Source organism: Lutibacter sp. HS1-25 (genome assembly GCF_004121075.1).
Taxonomy (GTDB): Bacteria; Bacteroidota; Bacteroidia; order Flavobacteriales; family Flavobacteriaceae; genus Lutibacter.
Genome location: NZ_RHLN01000002.1, coordinates 40,613 through 61,768 on the forward strand (window position 1 = coordinate 40,613; position 21,156 = coordinate 61,768).

18 protein-coding genes are annotated in these 21,156 nt (G+C 31.0%); 7 read left to right on the top strand and 11 right to left on the bottom strand.

Annotation, left to right across the window (positions count from 1 at the left end; all coding sequences use genetic code 11):
* Nucleotides 1-2,430, bottom strand: coding sequence for a YfhO family protein (locus EC396_RS01620; RefSeq protein ID WP_129364958.1), 2,430 nt, complete (start codon nucleotides 2,428-2,430; stop codon nucleotides 1-3).
* On the bottom strand, nucleotides 2,431-2,700 hold the full coding sequence (locus EC396_RS01625) for a DUF4834 family protein (RefSeq protein ID WP_305036099.1): 270 nt from the start codon (nucleotides 2,698-2,700) through the stop codon (nucleotides 2,431-2,433).
* A gap of 103 nt (nucleotides 2,701-2,803) precedes the next feature.
* Here EC396_RS01625 and EC396_RS01630 point away from each other — a divergent pair, with 103 nt between their 5' ends.
* The 4 genes from EC396_RS01630 to EC396_RS01645 all read left to right on the top strand — a co-directional run bounded on the left by EC396_RS01630 (nucleotide 2,804) and on the right by EC396_RS01645 (nucleotide 6,268).
* Nucleotides 2,804-3,718 (top strand): transporter, encoded by a 915-nt coding sequence (locus EC396_RS01630; RefSeq protein WP_129364960.1) that lies wholly within the window; start codon nucleotides 2,804-2,806, stop codon nucleotides 3,716-3,718.
* 22 nt (nucleotides 3,719-3,740) lie between these two features.
* On the top strand, nucleotides 3,741-4,856 hold the full coding sequence (locus tag EC396_RS01635) for a GTP cyclohydrolase (RefSeq protein ID WP_129364961.1): 1,116 nt from the start codon (nucleotides 3,741-3,743) through the stop codon (nucleotides 4,854-4,856).
* Complete coding sequence (locus tag EC396_RS01640; protein WP_129364962.1) at nucleotides 4,856-5,563, top strand: 16S rRNA (uracil(1498)-N(3))-methyltransferase; 708 nt, start codon at nucleotides 4,856-4,858, stop codon at nucleotides 5,561-5,563. Before EC396_RS01635 ends, EC396_RS01640 begins: the two co-directional genes overlap by 1 nt.
* A gap of 96 nt (nucleotides 5,564-5,659) precedes the next feature.
* Nucleotides 5,660-6,268 carry a DUF4159 domain-containing protein gene (locus EC396_RS01645; RefSeq protein WP_129365079.1) on the top strand — a complete coding sequence of 203 codons (609 nt, stop codon included), beginning with the start codon at nucleotides 5,660-5,662 and terminating at the stop codon, nucleotides 6,266-6,268.
* 28 nt (nucleotides 6,269-6,296) lie between these two features.
* On the opposite strand, the gene EC396_RS01650 is transcribed toward EC396_RS01645, so the two are convergent.
* From EC396_RS01650 to EC396_RS01690, 9 genes are all read right to left on the bottom strand, one after another.
* Nucleotides 6,297-9,215, bottom strand: coding sequence for a glycoside hydrolase family 3 N-terminal domain-containing protein (locus EC396_RS01650; RefSeq protein ID WP_129364963.1), 2,919 nt, complete (start codon nucleotides 9,213-9,215; stop codon nucleotides 6,297-6,299).
* Nucleotides 9,216-9,251: 36 nt separating this feature from the next.
* Nucleotides 9,252-9,740 (bottom strand): ABC transporter ATPase, encoded by a 489-nt coding sequence (locus tag EC396_RS01655; RefSeq protein WP_129364964.1) that lies wholly within the window; start codon nucleotides 9,738-9,740, stop codon nucleotides 9,252-9,254.
* Nucleotides 9,741-9,742: 2 nt separating this feature from the next.
* On the bottom strand, nucleotides 9,743-10,561 hold the full coding sequence (locus EC396_RS01660) for a 3'-5' exonuclease (protein ID WP_129364965.1): 819 nt from the start codon (nucleotides 10,559-10,561) through the stop codon (nucleotides 9,743-9,745).
* A gap of 191 nt (nucleotides 10,562-10,752) precedes the next feature.
* Nucleotides 10,753-11,601, bottom strand: a complete 849-nt coding sequence (locus EC396_RS01665; RefSeq protein WP_129364966.1) for a PPK2 family polyphosphate kinase — start codon at nucleotides 11,599-11,601, stop codon at nucleotides 10,753-10,755.
* A 49-nt stretch (nucleotides 11,602-11,650) separates the two neighbouring features.
* On the bottom strand, nucleotides 11,651-12,814 hold the full coding sequence (locus EC396_RS01670) for a sigma-54 dependent transcriptional regulator (protein ID WP_129364967.1): 1,164 nt from the start codon (nucleotides 12,812-12,814) through the stop codon (nucleotides 11,651-11,653).
* Nucleotides 12,815-12,906: 92 nt separating this feature from the next.
* Entirely contained in the window at nucleotides 12,907-13,737 is an 831-nt protein-coding gene (locus tag EC396_RS01675) for a mechanosensitive ion channel family protein (protein ID WP_129364968.1), read from the bottom strand.
* Between the two features lie 9 nt (nucleotides 13,738-13,746).
* Nucleotides 13,747-15,060, bottom strand: coding sequence for an ABC transporter permease (locus EC396_RS01680; protein ID WP_129364969.1), 1,314 nt, complete (start codon nucleotides 15,058-15,060; stop codon nucleotides 13,747-13,749).
* Between the two features lie 53 nt (nucleotides 15,061-15,113).
* Nucleotides 15,114-16,040 carry an ABC transporter ATP-binding protein gene (locus EC396_RS01685; RefSeq protein WP_129364970.1) on the bottom strand — a complete coding sequence of 309 codons (927 nt, stop codon included), beginning with the start codon at nucleotides 16,038-16,040 and terminating at the stop codon, nucleotides 15,114-15,116.
* 71 nt (nucleotides 16,041-16,111) lie between these two features.
* Nucleotides 16,112-16,801 (bottom strand): hypothetical protein, encoded by a 690-nt coding sequence (locus EC396_RS01690; RefSeq protein ID WP_129364971.1) that lies wholly within the window; start codon nucleotides 16,799-16,801, stop codon nucleotides 16,112-16,114.
* A gap of 128 nt (nucleotides 16,802-16,929) precedes the next feature.
* Between EC396_RS01690 and EC396_RS01695 the strand changes: the two genes are divergently transcribed.
* The 3 genes from EC396_RS01695 (at nucleotide 16,930) to EC396_RS01705 (ending at nucleotide 21,089) form a co-directional block, all read left to right on the top strand.
* Nucleotides 16,930-17,382 (top strand): MarR family winged helix-turn-helix transcriptional regulator, encoded by a 453-nt coding sequence (locus tag EC396_RS01695; RefSeq protein WP_129364972.1) that lies wholly within the window; start codon nucleotides 16,930-16,932, stop codon nucleotides 17,380-17,382.
* 7 nt (nucleotides 17,383-17,389) lie between these two features.
* Nucleotides 17,390-19,789, top strand: coding sequence for a 3-hydroxyacyl-CoA dehydrogenase/enoyl-CoA hydratase family protein (locus tag EC396_RS01700; RefSeq protein WP_129364973.1), 2,400 nt, complete (start codon nucleotides 17,390-17,392; stop codon nucleotides 19,787-19,789).
* 115 nt (nucleotides 19,790-19,904) lie between these two features.
* Nucleotides 19,905-21,089: an acetyl-CoA C-acyltransferase gene (locus EC396_RS01705; RefSeq protein WP_129364974.1), complete on the top strand. Its 1,185-nt coding sequence runs from the start codon at nucleotides 19,905-19,907 to the stop codon at nucleotides 21,087-21,089.
* Nucleotides 21,090-21,156 lie beyond the last annotated feature (67 nt).

Sequence of the window (21,156 nt, forward strand, 5' to 3'; positions counted from 1 at the left end):
TTATTGTTTTTTCTTTTTATCAACAAAAAACCAACCAATAGGAATCAATAGCAATAAGAAATAAGAAACCAATGTAATGGTATTTCCCGTTTTTATTACTGTTGGCTCAAACTTAAATTCGATGGTATGATTTCCTTTAGGAATTTCCATTCCACGTAAAACATAATTTACGTTATAATGAGGCGTTAATTTACCATCAACATAAGCATTCCAACCATCTTTGTAATAAATTTCAGAAAAAACAACAAACTGATTTTGAGTTGAAGAAAATTTATAAGTCAACGCATTTGCTTTGTAGCTGATTAACTGAATTGAAGCTGTGGAATCAATTGGATAATTTGCAACAAAATTACTCGGAATGTTTTTAGCATTGATAACAGCTTCAAACTTGGTTTTTAAACTATCCAAAGCTTTTATTTCAGCATTTGCATTTTCAACCACGTTAATTTTGTTAACCAACCAAGCATTTCCGTTAGCATCACCATTTGCTTCAACAGATTTTTCACCTTTGTCATTTGCAATAACAATATAACGTGTGTTTAACATATTTAACACCTCCATATTGCCTTTGGCTATTTGAAAATCGTACAATTCCTGATAACGACGTGGTTTTGCAGCGTGATACCCACCAATTGATTTATGAAAGTAAGACGTTGATCCGTCGGCCATCACATTTTTGGTTAAATCGGCTACACGGTAATAACTTTTATCTTTTAAAATTTCTTTATCAATTTCTGAAGCAGTAAAAGGTTTTTCAACATTTCTGGCACTTGTAAAATAACTATCATTTACATAACGTTTATCTACATTTCCTAAATCAAAAATTACCAAAGCACCAAAGCAAACAATTAAAACAACACTCTTTATTTTTTCTTTTAAATAAGCAAAAATCAAACCAGCTAAAATCGACACAATAATTAACGAACGAAGACTATCACCGTAAAATAACGATTTTCTATCTGCCACAATGGCATCTAAATAACCCGTTAATTGCTCATTAATTTGAATGTCCATTTCTGTTTCAAACGAAAACAAACCAGTTCCACCAACTGTGAAAATAAGTGCCAATCCACCAACAATTATTGTTGCATACTTTAAAGCATTTAATTTTATTTGGGTTGAAATTTCTTTATTTAGCAAGGCTTGTAAACCTAAAATACCCAACAACGGAATGGTGATTTCAGCAATTACCTGAATGGAAGAAACCGCTCTAAACTTATTGTACATTGGCACATAATCAATAAAGAAATTAGTCAAAAACTCTAAATTTTCTCCCCAACTTAACAATATTGAAAAAACAGTAGCCGCTACCAACCAATTTTTCAATTTTCCTTTTACCAAAAACAAAGCCAACACAAATAAGAAAATAAACAAAGCTCCAATATAGGCAGGTGCCGCCACAATTGGCTGATCTCCCCAATACATTGAAGAAATTTGCATGATATAATTGGCATCATTTACATCCAGTCCCTTTTGTACAGACTGCTTCAAAAAGCTTATCAACTCGCTGTTTTCAACAACTTCACGGCTGGTTCCTCCTTTAAAACGAGGAATAAATAAGTTAAAAGTTTCCCATCTTCCATAACTATATTGAGTGATATAGTCTTTAGACAAACCCGTTGAAATTTCTTTTGGAGAACCATCTGGATTGATGGTTAGCTCACTTTTACTACGCGTACTGTGTTTGGCATATTCTTGCGTTGCCATTAAACTAGTGGCGTTTACACCAACCGCCAAAATAACTGCAACCAATAAAATACCTACACTTTTTATAAACTGTGGAATTTCTTTATTTTTAACAGCTTCAATTAATTGTACTATTCCGAAAATGAGCACCAGAAACATCAAATAGTAAGTCATTTGAATATGACTTGCCGCAATTTCCAAAGCCATTGCCAAAGCAGTAACTACAAACCCCAATAAATATCTTTTTTGAAAAACCAGTAAAATACCAGCCAAAACAATTGGCATATAAGCAATTGCGTGTGCTTTAGCATTGTGACCAACGCCTAAAATAATAATTAAATAGGTTGAAAGTCCAAAACCTATGGCGCCAAAAATGGCCAATCTCCAATCTATTTTTAATACTGAAAGTAATATAAAAAAACCTAAAAAGTATAGAAATAAATAATCGGCTGGTCTTGGCAAAAACCTTAAAGCAGCATCTACTTTTTTAATAAAATCGTTTGGATAATAAGTACTTACCGCATAAGATGGCATTCCGCCAAAAGTAGCATTTGTCCAATAAGGCTCTTCATTATTTTCTTTTCTAAAGTCTTTAATTTCTTTTGAAGAACCTATAAATTGTGTAATATCACTTTGTTGTATTTTTTTTCCTTCTAAAACTGGTGAAAAATATAGCAATGCCACAACTATAAAAGACACTATTGCTATTAAATATGGCGTAATTTTTTTTATTGAAAACTTCATTTACTTATCGTCTTTAACCTCTTCAAAATCAACATACTCACCCACATTTTTATTTCCTTCATTAGGTGATGAAGGTTTTTTTGCAATAACAGTTTCACCTACTTTTCCGTTAGAAGTAGCTTCACTTTGATTTTGTTGTTGTTCTCTGTATTTTTTTTCAACATTATTAATTACTTTTTTCAAAAATATTGGCGCAATATATCTGCTAAAAAACTTGAAAGCGTAATAAATAATAATGAAGATTGCTATTGTTTTTAAAAATCCTGTCACAATAAAATATGTTTTAATTTAATTTTCAAAAATAACAATTTGACAGGAACTAAAACGTTTAATTATATAAAATCTTATATTTACACCATAATCAACCAAATTTATGAAAAGAGTTTTATTGGCAATTATAGTACTCGTTGGTTTTCAAGAGTTAACCGCCCAATACACTGATATTATCAATTCTAAAAGACCTGGTTTTTCTGAAAGTCCTTATAGTGTAGGTAGAGGTGTTTACCAATTTGAGACAGGATTATTTTACAAAAACACAAAAAGCGAACTTTTAAGTGCCTACCCTAATTCTTTTGGGGGTGAACTTTTTTTTAGAATAAGCCCTTTATTAGAAAATTTAGAAATCAATTTAAACGCCGTTTATCAGGCAGACGAAGTTCAAAATCCTTTTGGAGATAATTACTTTAATAGTGGTTTTAGCAATTTAAGACTGGGTGCCAAATATTTGATATTTCAACAAGAATTTACAGACAAATCAAAAGAAATTAGAAGTTGGAAAAAAAGGACTTCTTATGATCTAAAACGTTTAATTCCATCGGTTGGTGTTTATGCAGGTGTAAGTACAAATTTATTAACCAAAGATATAACTGAAGACGGAATTAGATTTAAAGGAGCTGTTTTATTACAAAATGATTTTACCGACAGGTTGGTTGTGCTTACCAATTTAGTGGTTTCAGATATTGCTTCAGAAAGTATGCAATATGCTTATATTGTTACTATGACCTATGCTTTGAGTTATAAATGGTCGTTTTTTGTTGAAAATACTGGAAAATTTGAAACTGGTTATAGTCCTGAATACCAACTTGGTGCAGGTTTCGCTTACCTTATTTCTCCAGATTTACAAATAGATGCTTCTTACAGAACAAATATATTCGACAATTATTCATACAATTATTTTTCAGCTGGTGCTTCATTTAGAATAGATAGGCACCAAGATGATCTTATAGAAACACACGTACAAACCAAAACTAAAAAAGGATTTTTCTCTAAAATATTTGGAAAAAAATAATTTTAATTTACAATACATTCCAATGATTACAATAAAAGAAATGATTTCAAGAAAGGAAATGACTGAATTTGTTAAATTTCCTTTCAAACTTTATAAAAACAATCCGTTTTGGGTTCCACCAATGATCAATGGCCAACTGGATACTTTTGATAAAAATGTAAATCCAGTTTTTGAACAGGCAAGTGGTCAATTTTTTGTAGCTATAAAAAACAACGAAATTGTTGGTAGAATTGCCGTAATGATAAATAGTTACGATTTAAAAGAAAACATTAAAAAAGTTCGTTTTGGCTGGTTTGATTTTATTGATGATTTAGAAGTTTCGGCAGCATTACTTGAAAAAGCAAAAGAAATTGGTATTGCTAATAATCTAGAATTTATGGAAGGTCCTATGGGTTTTTCAAATCTTGATGAAGTAGGTGTTTTAACAAAAGGTTTTGATCATATTGGTACTATGTCATCTTGGTATAATTATCCTTACTACAGCGAGCATTTAAAGCAATTGGGATTTCAAGTAGGTACTGAATTTGTAGAAAATAAATTTTCATTCAGTAATGTAAATCCTCAAAAATTAGAACGTGGAAGCGAAATAGTAAAGCAACGATATGGATTTAAAGCACTTAATTTTACCGACATCAAAGATTTGATGCCATATGTTGATGAAATGTTTGATGTTTTTAACGCAAGTTACGCTTCATTACCATCATTTGTACCTGTTTCTCAAGCTCAAAAAGAATATTTCAGAAAAAAATATTTGCCTTTTATAAATCCCCACTTTATACAATTTGTAACCGATAAAGATGGAAAATTAATTGCTTTTGCAATTACAATGCCTTCATTTTCCGTCGCATTACAAAAAGCACAAGGAAAACTTTTCCCATTTGGATGGTACCATTTGTTAAAAGCTAAAAACAAGGCAAAACACATTCTTTTTTATCTAATTGGCACACTTCCAAAACATCATAATCAAGGTGTACCTTCTATTATGTTTTACGAATACTACAAGATTTTTAAAAAAATTGGTGTTGAGCAATGCTATAGAACTCCCGAACTTGAAAGTAATACTGCTGTTAAAGCACTTTGGAGTGGTTTTGGTCAAGAAACCTATAAAAAACGTTGTACTTTTATAAAGAAATTATAATGCAATTATTTTTTAATAGTGAAATAACACCGCAAACAAAACAAGTTACTTTCGACAAAACCGAAAGCAGACATATTGTGCGTGTTTTACGAAAAAATGAAGGAGATACTATTTTTATCACCAATGGTAAAGGTCAATTATTTACTTCGGAAATTGCTATTACAAGCGACAAAAAATGCTTGGTAAATATTAAAAGTGTCGAAAATTTTAAAAAACACTGGAATTATTATTTACATATTGCCATTGCTCCTACAAAATTAAACGACCGTTTTGAATGGTTTTTAGAAAAAGCTACTGAAATTGGTATTGATGAAATTACACCTATTATTTGCGACCATTCTGAACGAAAAGTTTTAAAAACAGACCGCATGGAAAAAATAATTCATTCGGCAGCAAAGCAATCTTTAAAATATCATTTTCCTAAATTGAATGAGCCAATTTCATTAAAAGAATTTTTAAATTCGTCTTTTGAAGGTCAGTTATTTGTTGCGCATTGTGAAGAAACCGATAAGAAACTATTAAAATCTATTTTAATTCCTAACACAAACACAACAATACTTATTGGTCCGGAAGGCGATTTTTCTCACAATGAAATTGAGCAAAGCTTGAATCGTAATTTTATTCCTGTATCTTTGGGAGAAAGCAGGTTACGTACTGAAACAGCTGGTATTGTAGCCGTTCACAGTGTTGCTTTTGTAAATGAGTAATTTATAAAAATGCTTAAAAATATACTTTTTCAATTAAAAAAAACTAGCTTAAAAGCAGCTGTTTTAAACACTGCTTTTTTTCTAATTGTATTGTCAATGCCACTAAAAGGCATTTCGCAGCAAGTTGCTATTTTAAAATACAATGGTGGCGGAGATTGGTATGCAAATCCTACCGCTTTACCTAATTTAATTGAATTTTGTAATTTAAACATACATACTTCAATTCTTAAAAATCCAGAAACTGTTGAGGCAAATAGCATTGATATTTTTAATTATCCTATTGTTTTTATGACTGGTCATGGCAATGTTATTTTTGATGAAATAGCCATTGATAATTTAAAAAATTACTTAATTTCTGGTGGATTTTTACATATTTCAGACAATTACGGAATGGATACTTACATTAGAAGCGCTTTAAAACAAATTTTTCCAAACGAACAACTTCAAGAAATACCATACACGCATCCTATTTTTCATCAAACTTATAATTTTGAAGATGGATTGCCTAAAATTCATGAGCACGACAATAAACCTGCACAGAGTTTTGGTCTTTTTTACGAAGGACGATTGATTTGCTTTTATGATTATGAATGCGATTTAAGTGATGGCTGGGAAGATGCAGAAGTTCACAACGATGGCATAGAAATTAGAGAAAAAGCTTTAAAAATGGGTGCTAATATTATTGAATACGCTTTTAAAAATTAATAAAAAAAGCAATTATTAATAACTTAAATTAGTTATTAATAATTGCATCCTGAATTACTTTTTGAATTTCAGTTCTAATATTTGAATTTACAAGTTTTTTGTTCTCTGCTGTTGGAAAAGTTCTATTTGATAAAAACACATACACAATTCCAGATGCTGGATCTGCCCAAGTAAAAGTTCCTGTAAAGCCACTATGTCCAAAACTACTGTTTGAAACACATCCACAAGTTGCCTTTTCACTTTCTTTAATCTGAGGCTTGTCAAAACCAATTCCTTTTCTAACCTCCATTTTTGCGTAATATTGATGGTTAAATTTTTTAATGGTTTCTGGTTTTAAATAACGTTTTCCACCATAAAATCCGTCTTGTAAGTACATTTGCATTATTTTGGCAACATCATTGGCATTAGAAAATAAACCTGCATGACCTCCTATTCCGCCTAACATAGCCGCACCCATATCATGCACATACCCTTGTATTGTTTGATACCTGTAATAATCATCAACTTCAGATGGTACAATTTCGTTTATTGTAAATTTTTCTAATGGCAAATAAGTTGTTCTGTTTGCACCAATTGACTTATAAAAATGATTTTGAGTTAAAACATTTAAGTCGCTTTTATAATACGCTTCAATATAATCTTTAAAAATAAAATACGATAAATCACTGTATTTGTATTGCTTTTTTGGTAACAATTCAGATTTTGCAATAATATTGTAAATGGTATCTTGATAATCGCCTCTTATATACAAATTATTGGCTACAATTTTATTAAAATTTAAAGTATCTTTTGTGTTATAATATTCTGAAGATGGTTTTTTATTACTATCCAACGTTGACTTATAAAATGGAACCCAAGCTTGCAACTTTCCGTAATGAGATAAAACTTCTTTTACGGTTAATTTACTTTTATTGGTATTTTTTAACGCAGGAACCAAACTTCCCAAAGTACTTTCTAAAATAAATTGTTTGTGCTCTTCCATTTCCATTAGCAACGGCAATGTTGCCAATATTTTTGTCATAGAAGCAACATCATACAAATTACTACTTTCAACCGGTACGGCATCATTATAAGTATGATTACCAAAACTCTTATTGTAAATTACTTTTCCGTCTTTGGCAACCAAAATTTGCAATCCAGGTGCCATTTTTTCTTTTACAACAATCCCAGCTAAAGAATCTATTTCTTTTAATTTATCACTACTCATTCCCACATCTTCAGGAATAGAATATGCCAATCTGCTTAATGACGTAGACATCAATCCATGTCCTTCAGAATAGGCATTTTTAACAGAAACTGGTAATTTACCTTTAGTTTCTATGGCCCCAAAAATCATTTGAGCAGAAATTTCTTGAGCCAATTTACTATTTTGATACGACACCAATAGTCCGTTTATATTTGTGAAAGTTTTAATTTTTAGCAAACTATAAGGACTTGCAAAAACGTCTAAAATAACCTCTTTATTTCTCGAAATTTCTTGAATCCATGTCAAATCTGTATCTTGAAATTCATACGATTTCCACGGGTTTGAATTTGATTTATGATAACCTAAAATTACCAAGTTATAAGGCTTTAACTGCTGAATTAATTCATTTAAGTTTTCAGCAGAAACCACATCAACTTCTGTATAATTTTGAAGCATTTTTACAAAATCTTCGTTTTCAGCATCACCAAATTTTACATAAGCTATTTTCTTTTTGTCTAAATTTTGAATTGGAAATACAACACCTTCATTTTTAACTAAAGTAATGGCATTTTCTAATAATTTTCTATGCAACAATTCATTTTGAATGGCATTTAAATCTTGTTGTAAATTTGCCAATTCAATTGGCTTATAATCATTAAGACCTGCCCAGTACTTAGCCTTCAATATTTTTTTTACTGAAAAATCTAACCTTTCTTCAGTTAAAATATTTTCAACAAGCGCATTTTTAATTTTTTCTATAGCAGCAGGTACATTTTCAGGAATCAACAACATATCATTCCCCGCTAAAAAAGCTGCTAAATCAATGTCACCAGGTTGGGCATAATTAGAAGCTCCTTTCATATTTAAAGCATCGGTTAAAATTAAACCTTTAAAACCCAACTGTTCTTTTAACAAATCATTAATTACTTTATAAGACAAGGATGTTGGCAACTCACTATTTGGTTCTAAAGCATTTACACTCAAATGCGCTACCATAATACTTGCTAAATTTCCTTTTACCAACTTTTTATAAGGATACAATTCTATAGAATCTAACCGTTCAAAATTAAAATCTAAAACAGGCAATGCTTTGTGAGAATCGGTATCTGTATCTCCATGACCAGGAAAATGTTTTGCATTTGCCAGTACTTTTTGCGTTTGAATTCCGTTAATAAACGCCTGCGCTTTTTGAGTCACATTTTCTCTATCTTCACCAAAAGAACGGTTACCAATAATTGGATTTTCAGGATTGATATTGATATCGACAACAGGTGCAAAATTAACGTGAATTCCCATTCGTTCACAATGTTTACCTACCTGAACTCCAAAAGCTGTAATAAGCGAATTATCTCTTATAGCGCCAAGAGTCATATTCCATGGAAATCGGTAAGTATCTTGCAAACGCATATCTAAACCCCATTCACCATCAAAACCAATTAATAGTGGAATTTTAGATTTAGCTTGAAATTGATTGGTTAAATCTGCTTGCTTTTCAGGAGTTCCCTGCATAAAAATTAACCCACCAATGTGGTGCTTAATTATCAAACTATCAATAAAACTTTGATGTGTTTTATCTTTGTTTGAATAGGCCTGCACCATAAACAACTGACCAATTTTTTCTTCAATTGACATTTTTTGCAACAAAGCATCAACCCATTGTTGCTGCGCCAATGTATCGTTAGAAATTAATGGATCGTTATGCTGCGCTTTTACAAAAGCTACATTCAAAAACACAACTATGACTAGCAATTTTTTAATCATTTTATAAAAATAGTATGACTTTATAATTAATTGTTTTTAAGAAACTAAAAAACGTTTGTGCCAACTTTTATCTGCCGTCACTTCCCATTTTTGCTCAAAATCTCCTTTTGTAGTTACCATATTGTTAAACACTACGGTATTTGAAGTTATTTTTTGTTGTTTGGCATATTGTTGAAAATCGGCCATAGACACAATATTGATATTTAAATTGTCTTTAAAAGCAATATTTAATCTATTGGTTAAATCTGTTGAAAATTGCTTTTCGAGCTGTTTTATCATATTTACCGAAGCATCAATAGAACAACCTGAAACTGCATTGTAATCTTCATCAACAGCTATTACTAAAAACTGATTGTATTTAATTTTATACGACGCTTTTAACGCTTCACCATGGTGTCTCCAATTAGACAAAAACAATTCGATTTTTGAATTGATTTCTTTCACCTCATTTTCAGAAAATTCTCTACTTGATTGGTAAACCCAAACTCTTGCAGCATCTCCTAAACTTTCATAATTTACTAACATATTTATAATTTTTGATTGAATTTACTTTTTAAATCATCCAACGTATTTTCAACTTTTGGAGGAAAAACGACATCTTTAATTTCTGCCAACACTTTTTTGGTATACAACGGAAAATCGGCATTTTGAATCCAAGAATAATAGCCCTTATCATTTTTTAAAATATCTGCTACTTTACGCCCTTTGTATTTTCCAAAAGTAAAAATTTCGTCATCATCTTCATCAAACTGAATAAAACCGGCAAAATCTGCTCTTTTATTAAATGTTGAAAAATCGCTTAAAAACTGTACATCGTTTTCAATATCATCATATTTTTTTAATTGAGCCAATAAAATTTCATACGTTGCCAAGGTATCCGCTTCAGCAGAATGTGCATTGTCCAAAGATTTTCCGCAATAAAATTGATAACCCGCACTTAAAGTTCTTTCTTCCTTTTTATGAAAAATAACCTGTACATCTATTGCAACTCTATTTTTCATATCAAAATTCACATTTGCACGCAACATTTCTTCAGCTAATAAAGGAATATCAAAACGATTTGAATTAAATCCTGCCAAATCACATCCTTTGATCATATCACTTACTTTTTGTGCCAATTCTTTAAAAGTAGGCTCTGTTACCACACGTTCGTTTGTAATACCGTGAATATCTGATGCTTCTTTTGGAATTTCTATTTCAGGATTTACCAACCAAGTTTTACTTTCTTTATTTCCATTAGGAAAAACTTTTAATATTGAAATTTCAACTATTCTGTCTGTTGCAATATTAATTCCTGTTGTTTCTAAATCAAAAAATATGATTGGTTTTTTTAATTTTAATTCCATAGTACTATTATATAATTTAAGCGTAAATATACGACTTGTAATTTACGATTTATGGAATGTTAAAGAAGTTTATCCGAAGTTTTTAACAAAAATTTAATGCTTGCTTATGACCTCTTATTTTTTAATAAAAGTAGTCTTTGGTAAGTTTAAAAATAATTATACAATCCTTTATATAAAAGCTTAAAGCTATTTTATTCATTTTTAAGTTGATTTTTATAATCCTCTAAATGAATTTGATACTTTTCGGGTAAATCTGGCTCTTGAAAATGATACTTTTCAAGTGTTTCTAAAATAGTTTCAGCAACTATTAATCTGGCTGTATCTTTATCATCGGCAGGAATTACAAACCAAGGCGCGTGTTCTTTTGATGTTTTATTTAACAACTCTTGATAACAGTATTGATATTTTTCCCATTCTAAGCGTTCTTTTAAATCACCTGGTGAAAATTTCCAATTTTTCTGTTGTAAATCCAACCTTCTTAACAACCTGTTTTTTTGTTCTTTTTTTGAAAGGTTTAAAAAGAATTTCAAAATAATAGTGCCGCTATTGGCTATAAATTTTTCAAAATTATTGATTTCTTCCATTCTATTGTTGTAAAAATCATCGTTTAAATCTTCAACACTTTTTACAGATGGAATATTTTCAGCCAATATATATTCTGGATGAACCCTAGTTACCAACACATTTTCATAATGAGTTCTATTAAAAATACCTATTTTTCCTTTTTCGGGTAAAGCAATATAATGACGCCATAAATAGTCGTGCTTTAATTCCGTTTCATTAGGTACTTTAAAACTATGCACTTGAATTCCTTGAGAATTTACATCTTTAAAAACTTCGCGAATTAAACTATCTTTTCCTGCAGTATCCATTCCTTGCAAACAAATAAGCACCGAATATTTACCTTCAGCATACATGGTATCTTGGATCTTGCTTAGTTTCTTGCGAATTTTTTTCAACTTTTTAGTCGCTTTCGCATGAATTTCTTTAGTAGCTAAATCTTGTAAAACAACAGTTCCTGAAACTTTATAATTTTCCATACAATTTTAAAAAATAATTCAACAAAAATTAAACACCACAACAAACAATCTATTTACTTGCAAAAGATTTTACATCATTTTCAGACACTTCTTTATCTCCCAAAATAATTAAACGTTCAACAACATTTCGCAGTTCTCTAATATTACCTGTCCAGTCGTAAGCCTGCAATAATTTAATGGCTTCCTTAGAGAATTTTTTAACAACACTTCCCTGTTCATCAGCAATTTGTTCAGCAAAAAAATGAATCAATTGTGGAATATCTTCTCTGCGATTGTTTAAAGACGGAACATCTATTAAAATAACCGCCAATCTATGATACAAATCTTCTCTAAATCTACCTTCGGCAATTTCTTTAGTTAGATCTTTATTAGTTGCTGCAACAACCCTAACATTTACTTTAATATCTTTATCACTGCCTACTCTAGAAATTTTACTCTCTTGCAATGCGCGCAATACTTTAGCTTGCGCAGGCAAACTCATATCACCAATTTCATCTAAAAAAATTGTACCACCGTTAGCTACCTCAAATTTACCAGCCCTATCTTTATTTGCCCCAGTAAAAGAACCTTTTACGTGTCCAAACAACTCACTTTCAATCAATTCCGACGGAATGGCTGCGCAATTTACTTCAACCATTGGCGCTTTTGTTCTTTCACTTTTTTCGTGTAACCAATGCGCAACCAGTTCTTTTCCGGTTCCATTTGGACCTGTAATCAAAACCCGCGCATCTGTTGGTGCAACTTTTTCTATCATATTTTTAATACGAACAATTGCATCACTATCTCCAATCATCTCGTATTTTTTACTCACTTTTTTCTTCAGCAGCGTATTTTCAACCACCAATTCTTTTTTATCAAGCGCATTGCGAACCGTATTGAGCAACCTGTTTAAATCTGGTGGTTTTGAAATATAATCAAAAGCGCCTAAACGCATTGTATTAACAGCGGTATCTAAATCCCCATGACCCGAAATCATAATTACAGGTATTTCTGGTTTTAATTTTTTTATTTTTTCCAATACCTCAACACCATCCATTTTTGGCATTTTAATATCGCATAAAACCAAATCGAAATCCGATTTTAAAATCATTTCAATACCTATTAAACCATCTTCGGCTTCTTCAACAAGGTATGTCTCATTTTCTTCTGAAATAATTTTATTTAATACTCTTCTAATTGCAACTTCATCTTCAATAATTAATATTTTCGGCATAAATTATTTTTTTAATTTTTAAGAAACTTTGTATTATTTGATATCGTCTATAGGATGATAGCTATAAAAAACGACCCAACAACATGTAGTTTTTAACCCTTAGATTCATAAACGTGAATATCTCTTTGAGGGAAAGGAATTGTAATATTGTTTTCGTTGAATTTTTTATAAATAGTATACCTAATATCACTCTTTAATTTTAACTGATAAAAGCTCTCATTTATTGTAAAACGCAACCTAAAAACCAAAGCACTATCCGCAAAATCCATAAATAGTACATCGGGCATTTTAGTTTTCAAAACTTTTGGATGCTCCAAAGCGGCTTCAATAAGCACTTTTTTAACCAATTCAACATCCGATCCATATGCAACACCAACATCTATAATTTCAGTTGTAATGTTGTCATTTTGAGTCCAATTGTGTAAATTATTGGTTAAAAACTTATGATTAGGAATTACTACGACCCTATTTAAAACGGTTACAATACGTGTTGTTCTTAACTTTATTTCAAAAACTTTGCCAAAAACGCCATCAATTTCAATAATATCATTTACATGTACTGTTTTATCTACAATTATAAAAATTCCGGAAATAACATCTTGAAATAAAGTTTGAAGCCCTAATCCCAAACCAACCAACAAGGCAGCAGAACCTGCTAAAAACACACTTATATTAACCCCTGAAGATTCTAAAACTGCCACAATTACAAATACATAAATAATGTATTTTAAAAATGAAAAAACACTTTTAAATTTACCTTTATCCTCTTCTTCTAAATTTTTATTTACAAGTTTTCTTATCAGTTTTAATAAAATATTTGTTATTAAAAATGCTATTAGTAAAACTAAAATTACTTTTACCGAAATATGAATGTTATCATTAAATCTAAAAGTATAATTTAAAATGTTATGCAATATTTCCATAATAATATTTTAATATTTTAACCATTTATACAATTCTTTATAACTTGGTTTTTTTCCATACATTAAGATTCCTACTCTATAAATTTTAGCAGCAAACCAAACGATTGCTAAAAATGTAACGATTAATAAAAACATAGAAACTATTATTTGCCACCAAGGTACACCAAACGGAATGCGCATTAGCATTACAATTGGTGATGTTAACGGAAATAATGAAAAACCAATGGCAATTGGCCCATGTGGATTTTCAATAACAGAAAAACCTACATAAATAGCTATAATTAAAGGCATTAAAACAGGCATCATAAATTGTTGCGTGTCGGTTTCGCTATCAACTGCAGCCCCAATAGCTGCATAAATTGAACTATAAATTAAATATCCACCTAAAAAGTAAAAGATAAATGAAAATATCATTGTGAAAAGTGGCAAATTGCTTATTTCAGCCAAAATTGTTTGAATATCTGAAATAGAAGACCCTTCAACATGCTGAGCCATTTCAGGATTTAAACTTCCAATTGCAGCACTTGAACTGGCAGGTTCCTGACCAAATACAAATGTAATTACAGACCACAGTAGCAACAATGAAATTGCCCAAATAACAAATTGTAAAATACCTGCTAAAGCATTCCCTAAAATTTTACCTAACATTAACTGAAAAGGCTTTACTGATGAAATAATAACTTCAATAATTCTGCTTGTTTTTTCTTCAATAACACTTCGCATTACAGATGTGCCATAAATTATAATAAACATAAAAATTAAATAGCCAAAAGCACCACCTACCAACATCCTTAAAACACTTCCCATTTTTGAAGATTTCTCTCCTGAAAAATTTTCGGAAATGATAAAAACTTTTGTGTCTGCTCCTTTAATTTTATCAACATCAACCTGCAGTTCAGCTATTTTTAAATCTCTAATCCCTTTTTCTAACCTATACTCTATTTGATTTAAAAGATTGATACTTGGTGCATCTACAGAAAAATATTCAACACCTTCTGAAAGTGAATTTAATGACTCACTTTTTGGAATGTACACCAATCCTTCATAATTGTCTTTTGTTATATTTTTAGCTTCACTAATACCTAAATCTGTTAGGTTTACAAACTTCATATTCTCAGAATCTGTAAATACTGAAGTCAAAAGAACCGATTCATCAACATAAGCTATTGATTTAATTTCTTGGCTATTTTGTTTATTTAAAAAAACAATCAACAACATAAGTCCAACCATTAATAATGGACTTAATATTGTTAAAATAATAAATGATTTATTTTTAACCTTTGCAAAAAACTCTCGTTTTACAATTAATTTTAATTTATTCATTTTTAGACCTTAAAAAATTTAATTATCAATTTCGAATTATAAATTGAAAATGATTAATTATTCGAAACTGCTTTTAAAAATATATCATTTGCACTTGGAATCACCTCGGTAAAATGAGTTATTTGTGCTTTGTTATTTAAAAACTGAATTAAATCATTTGAGGTTTCATCATTTTTTAAACTTACCAATAGTCGTATGTTTTCATTAAAGGCAATGGATTTTATACTTTTGGTAATAAATTTAGCATTTATTTCTTTCAAAAGACTTTCGCAATTATTACAAGACAGTCCAACCTCAAACTGATTGGTTTTAAATTGCTGTTTTATATCGTTTAACTTTCCATCTAAAATTTTATTAGACTTATTTATTAAAGCAATATGATCGCACAACTCTTCAACAGATTCCATTCTATGGGTTGAAAATATAATAGTAGCACCTTCATCCCGTAATTGTAAAATTTCATCTTTTATTAAGTTGGCATTTATAGGGTCAAAACCACTAAAGGGTTCGTCAAAAATCAACAATTTTGGATTGTGCATAACAGTTACAATAAACTGTACTTTTTGTGCCATTCCTTTAGAAAGTTCTTGTATTTTTTTATTCCACCAATCGCTAATTTCAAACTTTTCAAACCAATATTTGAGTCGTTTTTTAGCTTCAGAATGAGATAAACCTTTAAGTTGCGCCAAATACATAGCTTGCTCACCAACTTTCATACTTTTGTACAAGCCTCTTTCTTCTGGCAAATAACCAATATTTTTAATATGATGTGGATTTAAATCTTCTCCATCTAAAATTACCTTACCACTGTCGGGTAAGGTAATTTGGTTTATGATTCTAATTAATGAGGTTTTTCCTGCACCATTTGGTCCTAAAAGTCCAAACACACTTCCTTTTGGTACTGAAATAGAAACGTTGTTTAGTGCTGTAAAATCACCATAGTTTTTACAAACACTATCAATCGTTAAAATATTTTCCATTTATTTATTTTTTCGAAGAACGAATCTAAAATTATTATTTTTTTAAATTAAGATTGTTTTTAACTATTTTTTTAAAGTCTATCAATATATTTTTTTTGAATTGTTTTTAAAAACTCAACAGATGCATTTGGTCTAACAATACGTAACATTTCTACAATACCACCTTTTTTATAAAAAATACCTTTGGCAATATCGTAACTATTGTCTGGTACGTTGTGTTTTACTTCAAAAGTTAAAGTTCTAAACTCTTCCCAAGTCATATATCTTGGCACTTCAATGTAAAAAACATTGGCTTCGTCTTTAGACTCATAAATACCTTTTTCTAACTTGTTAATATTAAAAAAACGATTTACACGTATAATTGCATCTTTATCATGAAACTTTTCACTATTGGCAAAAACGTAACCTTCATCTGCGTAATATTGTTGAATTTGTAAAATATCTGGATATCTAGAAATGCCTTTTACCCTTACACCATTTAATATTCTATCCCCAATTCTAATTTCACACTTGGCACCATCAATATCTAAATCGTACTTTTCATTGATTTTTGCTGTTACGCGCAATATTTTTTCAAATGAATTTGGCTTTTTAGTTACAAAAATAATAGAGGTTGGCTTTTCAACATCTGTAAACCTTCCATAATAATTTTTGTATGGATCAGGCACGTTAATAACAAATGTATTTGGTAATTTATTTGCATCAACAGTATCAATATTTTCTTGAATAATAATTTTCCCTATAAGTTCTTTTGTAGCCATAATTTTTAGTTTGCGATTTATTTTTAAACTTATCCATTTTTTTTTTAATAAACAAACAAAATTTCAAAGACATACAAATTTCATATATATATTATGCGTGCATAGTATTTTTTTTATATATTTGATACATGCACAAACAAAAAACATTAGATTATGTACTTAGAGCAACTTGGCAAGCGGTTGCTAAAATGTACAATGAACAGGCTATAAAATACGACAGTACAATGGCCATGGCGTTTGTACTATTAACTATAGATATTGAACATGGAACACCTTCTACATCATTGGGTCCGCTTATGGGAATGGAGCCAACCAGCTTATCTCGAATTTTAAAAAACATGGAAGAAAAGGGCGCTATTTATAGAGAAAAAAACCCAAATGACGGCAGAGGTGTATTGATAAAGTTAACTGAATTTGGCATTGAAAAAAGAAACATTTCTAAAGCCCATGTATTGCAGTTTAATGAAAAAGTAAGAGAACATATTTCTGAAGAAAAAATAAATCACTTTTTTGAAGTGACACAAACTATTAATAAATTAATTGCAGATAAATCAATTTTTGAATTAGAAACTACTAAATAAATATAATATGAAACGACCAATTAAAAAAGTTGCAGTTATAGGTTCTGGAATTATGGGATCAGGTATTGCATGCCATTTTGCAAATATTGGTGTAGAAGTTTTGTTACTCGACATTGTTCCCCGTGAATTAAATGATGTTGAAAAAGCAAAAGGACTTACAATTGAAAGCAAAATTGTTCGCAATAGATTGGTGAACGACAGTTTAACCGCTGCACTAAAATCAAAACCTTCACCAATTTACAATCAAAAATTTACAGCTAGAATTACAACTGGAAATTTAGAAGACGATATACAAAACATTAAAAATGTTGACTGGATTATTGAGGTGGTTATTGAGCGTTTAGATATTAAAAAATCGGTTTTTGAAAAAATTGAAAAACACAGAACACCTGGTACTTTAATAACATCAAACACATCTGGTATTCCTATTAAATTTATGAATGAAGGTCGAAGTGAAGATTTTCAACAGCATTTTGCCGTAACTCATTTTTTTAACCCACCTCGTTATTTAAAATTATTTGAAGTAGTTCCTGGTCCAAATTGCAAAGCTGAAGTTACCGACTTTTTAATGAAATATGGTGAAAAGTTTTTGGGTAAAACGTCGGTTTTAGCAAAAGACACACCTGCTTTTATTGGAAACAGAGTAGGAATTTTTGGTATTATGAGTTTATTTCATCAGGTAAAAGAATTGGGTTTAACTGTTGAAGAAGTAGATAAATTAACCGGACCTGTTATTGGACGACCAAAATCTGCCACTTTTAGAACCGTTGATGTTGTTGGTTTAGATACCTTAGTTCATGTTGCAAACGGTATTTACGAAAATTGCCCAAATGACGAAGCCCATGAATTGTTTAAGCTCCCAACTTTCATTGATAAAATGATGGAAAACAAGTTATTGGGAAGTAAAACCAAACAAGGTTTTTACAAAATGGTTGTTGAAAACGGCAAAAAAAACATCCTTTCTTTAGATTTAGAAACCTTAACATATCGCTCAAATAAAAGAGCAAAATTTGCCACTTTAGAAATGACCAAAACCATTGATAAAGTTATTGACCGATTTAAAATTTTGATAAAAGGAAAAGACAAAGCTGGCGAATTTTACAGAAAGAATTTTGCAGCAATGTTTGGTTATGTTCAAAATAGAATTCCTGAAATTTCTGATGAATTGTACCGTTTAGATGATGCTATGAAAGCTGGTTTTGGCTGGGAACACGGACCTTTTCAAATTTGGGACGCCATTGGTGTTGAAAAAGGAATTGAACTCATGCAAGCCGAAAACATTCCTGTTGCCAATTGGGTAACTGAAATGTTGGCTGCAGGAAATAAATCGTTTTACACTGTTAAAGAAGGTGCTAAATATTATTATGCAATTCCTTCAAAAAAACAAGAAAAAATTCCTGGTCAGGATAGTTTTATTATTTTAGACAATATAAGAGAAGCCAAAACCATTTGGTCAAATGCAGGTGCTTCTATTCAACATTTAGGAAATGGTGTGTTAAATGTAGAATTTCAATCTAAAATGAACACTTTGGGTGGCGAAGTTTTACAAGCTATTAACAAAGGTATTGATTTAGCCGAAACCGAATATGATGCCGTAATTTTAGGAAATCAAGGTCCAAACTTCTCTGTTGGTGCCAACTTAGCCATGGCTTTTATGATGGCTGTTGAACAAGAATATGACGAATTAAATTTCTCTGTAAAATATTTTCAAGACACCGTAATGCGCCTGCGTTACTCATCTTGCCCTACTATTATTGCCCCACACGGATATACTTTTGGTGGTGCTTGTGAAATGAGTATGCACGCTGACAAAGTTATTGCGGCTGCCGAAACTTATATTGGTTTGGTTGAATTTGGGGTTGGAATTATTCCAGGTGGCGCTGGTTCAAAAGAAATGGCTTTAAGAGCTTCTGAAGGATTGTTAAAAGATGATGTTAAATTGAATAAACTACGTGATTATTTTATAAACGTAGCTATGGCAAAAGTAGCAACTTCGGCACATGAGGCTTATGATTTAGGATTTTTTAAAGAACATAAAGACATTGTAGTTGTTAATAAAGACCGACAAATTGCCACAGCAAAACGCCATGCAATTCAAATGTTGGAAGATGGTTATACCCAACCAACACCTAAAAAGGTATTGGTTTACGGTCAGCAAGCTTTGGGAATGTTTTTAGTGGGAACAGATAGTTTACAAAAAGGTCATTATGCATCTGAACACGATAAAAAAATAGCGAATAAATTAGGGTACGTTATGTCTGGTGGCGATTTATCCGAACCAACTTATGTATCTGAACAATATTTACTAGACCTAGAACGCGAAGCTTTTATGAGTTTAATGACTGAGCGAAAAACACTGGAACGTATTGAACATATGTTAAAAACAGGGAAACCGTTACGTAACTAAGTTTCCCATCCCAGCCTTCCCGAAGGGAAGGAGTTAATAAGGATATAATGTATAACTACTAAAAAAATAACCCATAAAATTCCCTTTCCTTAGGAAAGGGTTAGGGATAGGAAAGATGAAAACAGCATATATAGTACAAGGATACAGAACAGCAGTTGGCAAAGCGCCAAAAGGGGTTTTTAGGTTTAAAAGACCTGATGAACTGGCTGCTGAAACTATTGAATATTTATTAAAAGATTTTCCACAATTAGACAAAAAACGTATAGACGATGTTATTGTTGGAAACGCAATGCCTGAAGCTGAACAAGGCTTAAATATGGGGCGATTAGTTTCATTAATGGGATTAAAAATTGAGGATGTTCCAGGAATGACAGTCAATAGATATTGTGCTTCAGGATTGGAAACAGTTGCCATTGCAGCGGCTAAAATACAAAGCGGAATGGCAGATTGCATTATTGCAGGTGGGGTTGAAAGTATGAGTTATATTCCTATGGGTGGTTACCGCCCTGTTCCAAATTATAAATCGGCCAAAGAAGGACACGAAGATTATTATTGGGGAATGGGTTTAACAGCCGAAGCAGTTGCAAAACAATTCAATGTTTCTAGAGAAGATCAAGACGAATTTTCTTTTAAATCTCATATGAAAGCATTGGAAGCACAAGCCCAAAATAAATTTGAAAAGGATATTGTTCCAATTACTATTGAAAATATTTTTTTAGATGAAAACGGTAAAAAACAAACTAAAAATTATACTGTTTCTGTTGATGAAGGCCCAAGAAAAGGAACTTCATTAGAAGCATTGGCAAAATTAAGACCTGTTTTTGCTGCAGACGGAAGTGTAACTGCTGGAAACTCATCTCAAATGAGTGATGGCGCAGCCTTTTTATTGGTCATGAGCGAAGAAATGGTAAAGGAATTAAATATTGAACCTATTGCGCGTTTGGTTTCTTTTGCTGCAGTGGGTGTTGAGCCTCGTATTATGGGGATTGGTCCTGTAAAAGCCATTCCTAAGGCATTAAAACAAGCCAATTTAAATTTAAACGATATTGACTTAATTGAATTAAACGAAGCTTTTGCATCGCAATCACTGGCAGTTATACGCGAGTTAAATATCAACCTAGAAATTGTAAATGTTAATGGTGGCGCAATTGCCTTAGGGCATCCACTTGGTTGTACAGGTGCTAAATTATCGGTTCAGTTATTAAATGAAATGCGCAGACGCAAAAACAAATATGGTATTGTAACCATGTGTGTTGGAACGGGACAAGGCGCGGCTGGTGTTTATGAGTTGTTGAAATAATCCCACCCTAACCCTCCCAAAGGGAGGGAATTAAATAAAAGTCTAACTAAAAAAACTACTTTTCTCC

Bases quoted from the DNA above. Each gene is read 5' to 3' on its own strand.
- EC396_RS01640 (WP_129364962.1), top strand. From the start codon at position 4,856: ATGCAATTATTTTTTAATAGTGAAATAACACCGCAAACAAAACAAGTT.
- EC396_RS01665 (WP_129364966.1), bottom strand. From the start codon at position 11,601: ATGGAAAATTATAAAGTTTCAGGAACTGTTGTTTTACAAGATTTAGCT.
- EC396_RS01685 (WP_129364970.1), bottom strand. From the start codon at position 16,040: ATGGAAAATATTTTAACGATTGATAGTGTTTGTAAAAACTATGGTGAT.
- EC396_RS01680 (WP_129364969.1), bottom strand. From the start codon at position 15,060: ATGAATAAATTAAAATTAATTGTAAAACGAGAGTTTTTTGCAAAGGTT.
- EC396_RS01700 (WP_129364973.1), top strand. From the start codon at position 17,390: ATGAAACGACCAATTAAAAAAGTTGCAGTTATAGGTTCTGGAATTATG.
- EC396_RS01695 (WP_129364972.1), top strand. From the start codon at position 16,930: ATGCACAAACAAAAAACATTAGATTATGTACTTAGAGCAACTTGGCAA.
- EC396_RS01675 (WP_129364968.1), bottom strand. From the start codon at position 13,737: ATGGAAATATTGCATAACATTTTAAATTATACTTTTAGATTTAATGAT.
- EC396_RS01630 (WP_129364960.1), top strand. From the start codon at position 2,804: ATGAAAAGAGTTTTATTGGCAATTATAGTACTCGTTGGTTTTCAAGAG.
- EC396_RS01670 (WP_129364967.1), bottom strand. From the start codon at position 12,814: ATGCCGAAAATATTAATTATTGAAGATGAAGTTGCAATTAGAAGAGTA.
- EC396_RS01705 (WP_129364974.1), top strand. From the start codon at position 19,905: ATGAAAACAGCATATATAGTACAAGGATACAGAACAGCAGTTGGCAAA.
- EC396_RS01655 (WP_129364964.1), bottom strand. From the start codon at position 9,740: ATGTTAGTAAATTATGAAAGTTTAGGAGATGCTGCAAGAGTTTGGGTT.
- EC396_RS01635 (WP_129364961.1), top strand. From the start codon at position 3,741: ATGATTACAATAAAAGAAATGATTTCAAGAAAGGAAATGACTGAATTT.
- EC396_RS01660 (WP_129364965.1), bottom strand. From the start codon at position 10,561: ATGGAATTAAAATTAAAAAAACCAATCATATTTTTTGATTTAGAAACA.
- EC396_RS01645 (WP_129365079.1), top strand. From the start codon at position 5,660: ATGCCACTAAAAGGCATTTCGCAGCAAGTTGCTATTTTAAAATACAAT.
- EC396_RS01690 (WP_129364971.1), bottom strand. From the start codon at position 16,801: ATGGCTACAAAAGAACTTATAGGGAAAATTATTATTCAAGAAAATATT.
- EC396_RS01650 (WP_129364963.1), bottom strand. From the start codon at position 9,215: ATGATTAAAAAATTGCTAGTCATAGTTGTGTTTTTGAATGTAGCTTTT.
- EC396_RS01620 (WP_129364958.1), bottom strand. From the start codon at position 2,430: ATGAAGTTTTCAATAAAAAAAATTACGCCATATTTAATAGCAATAGTG.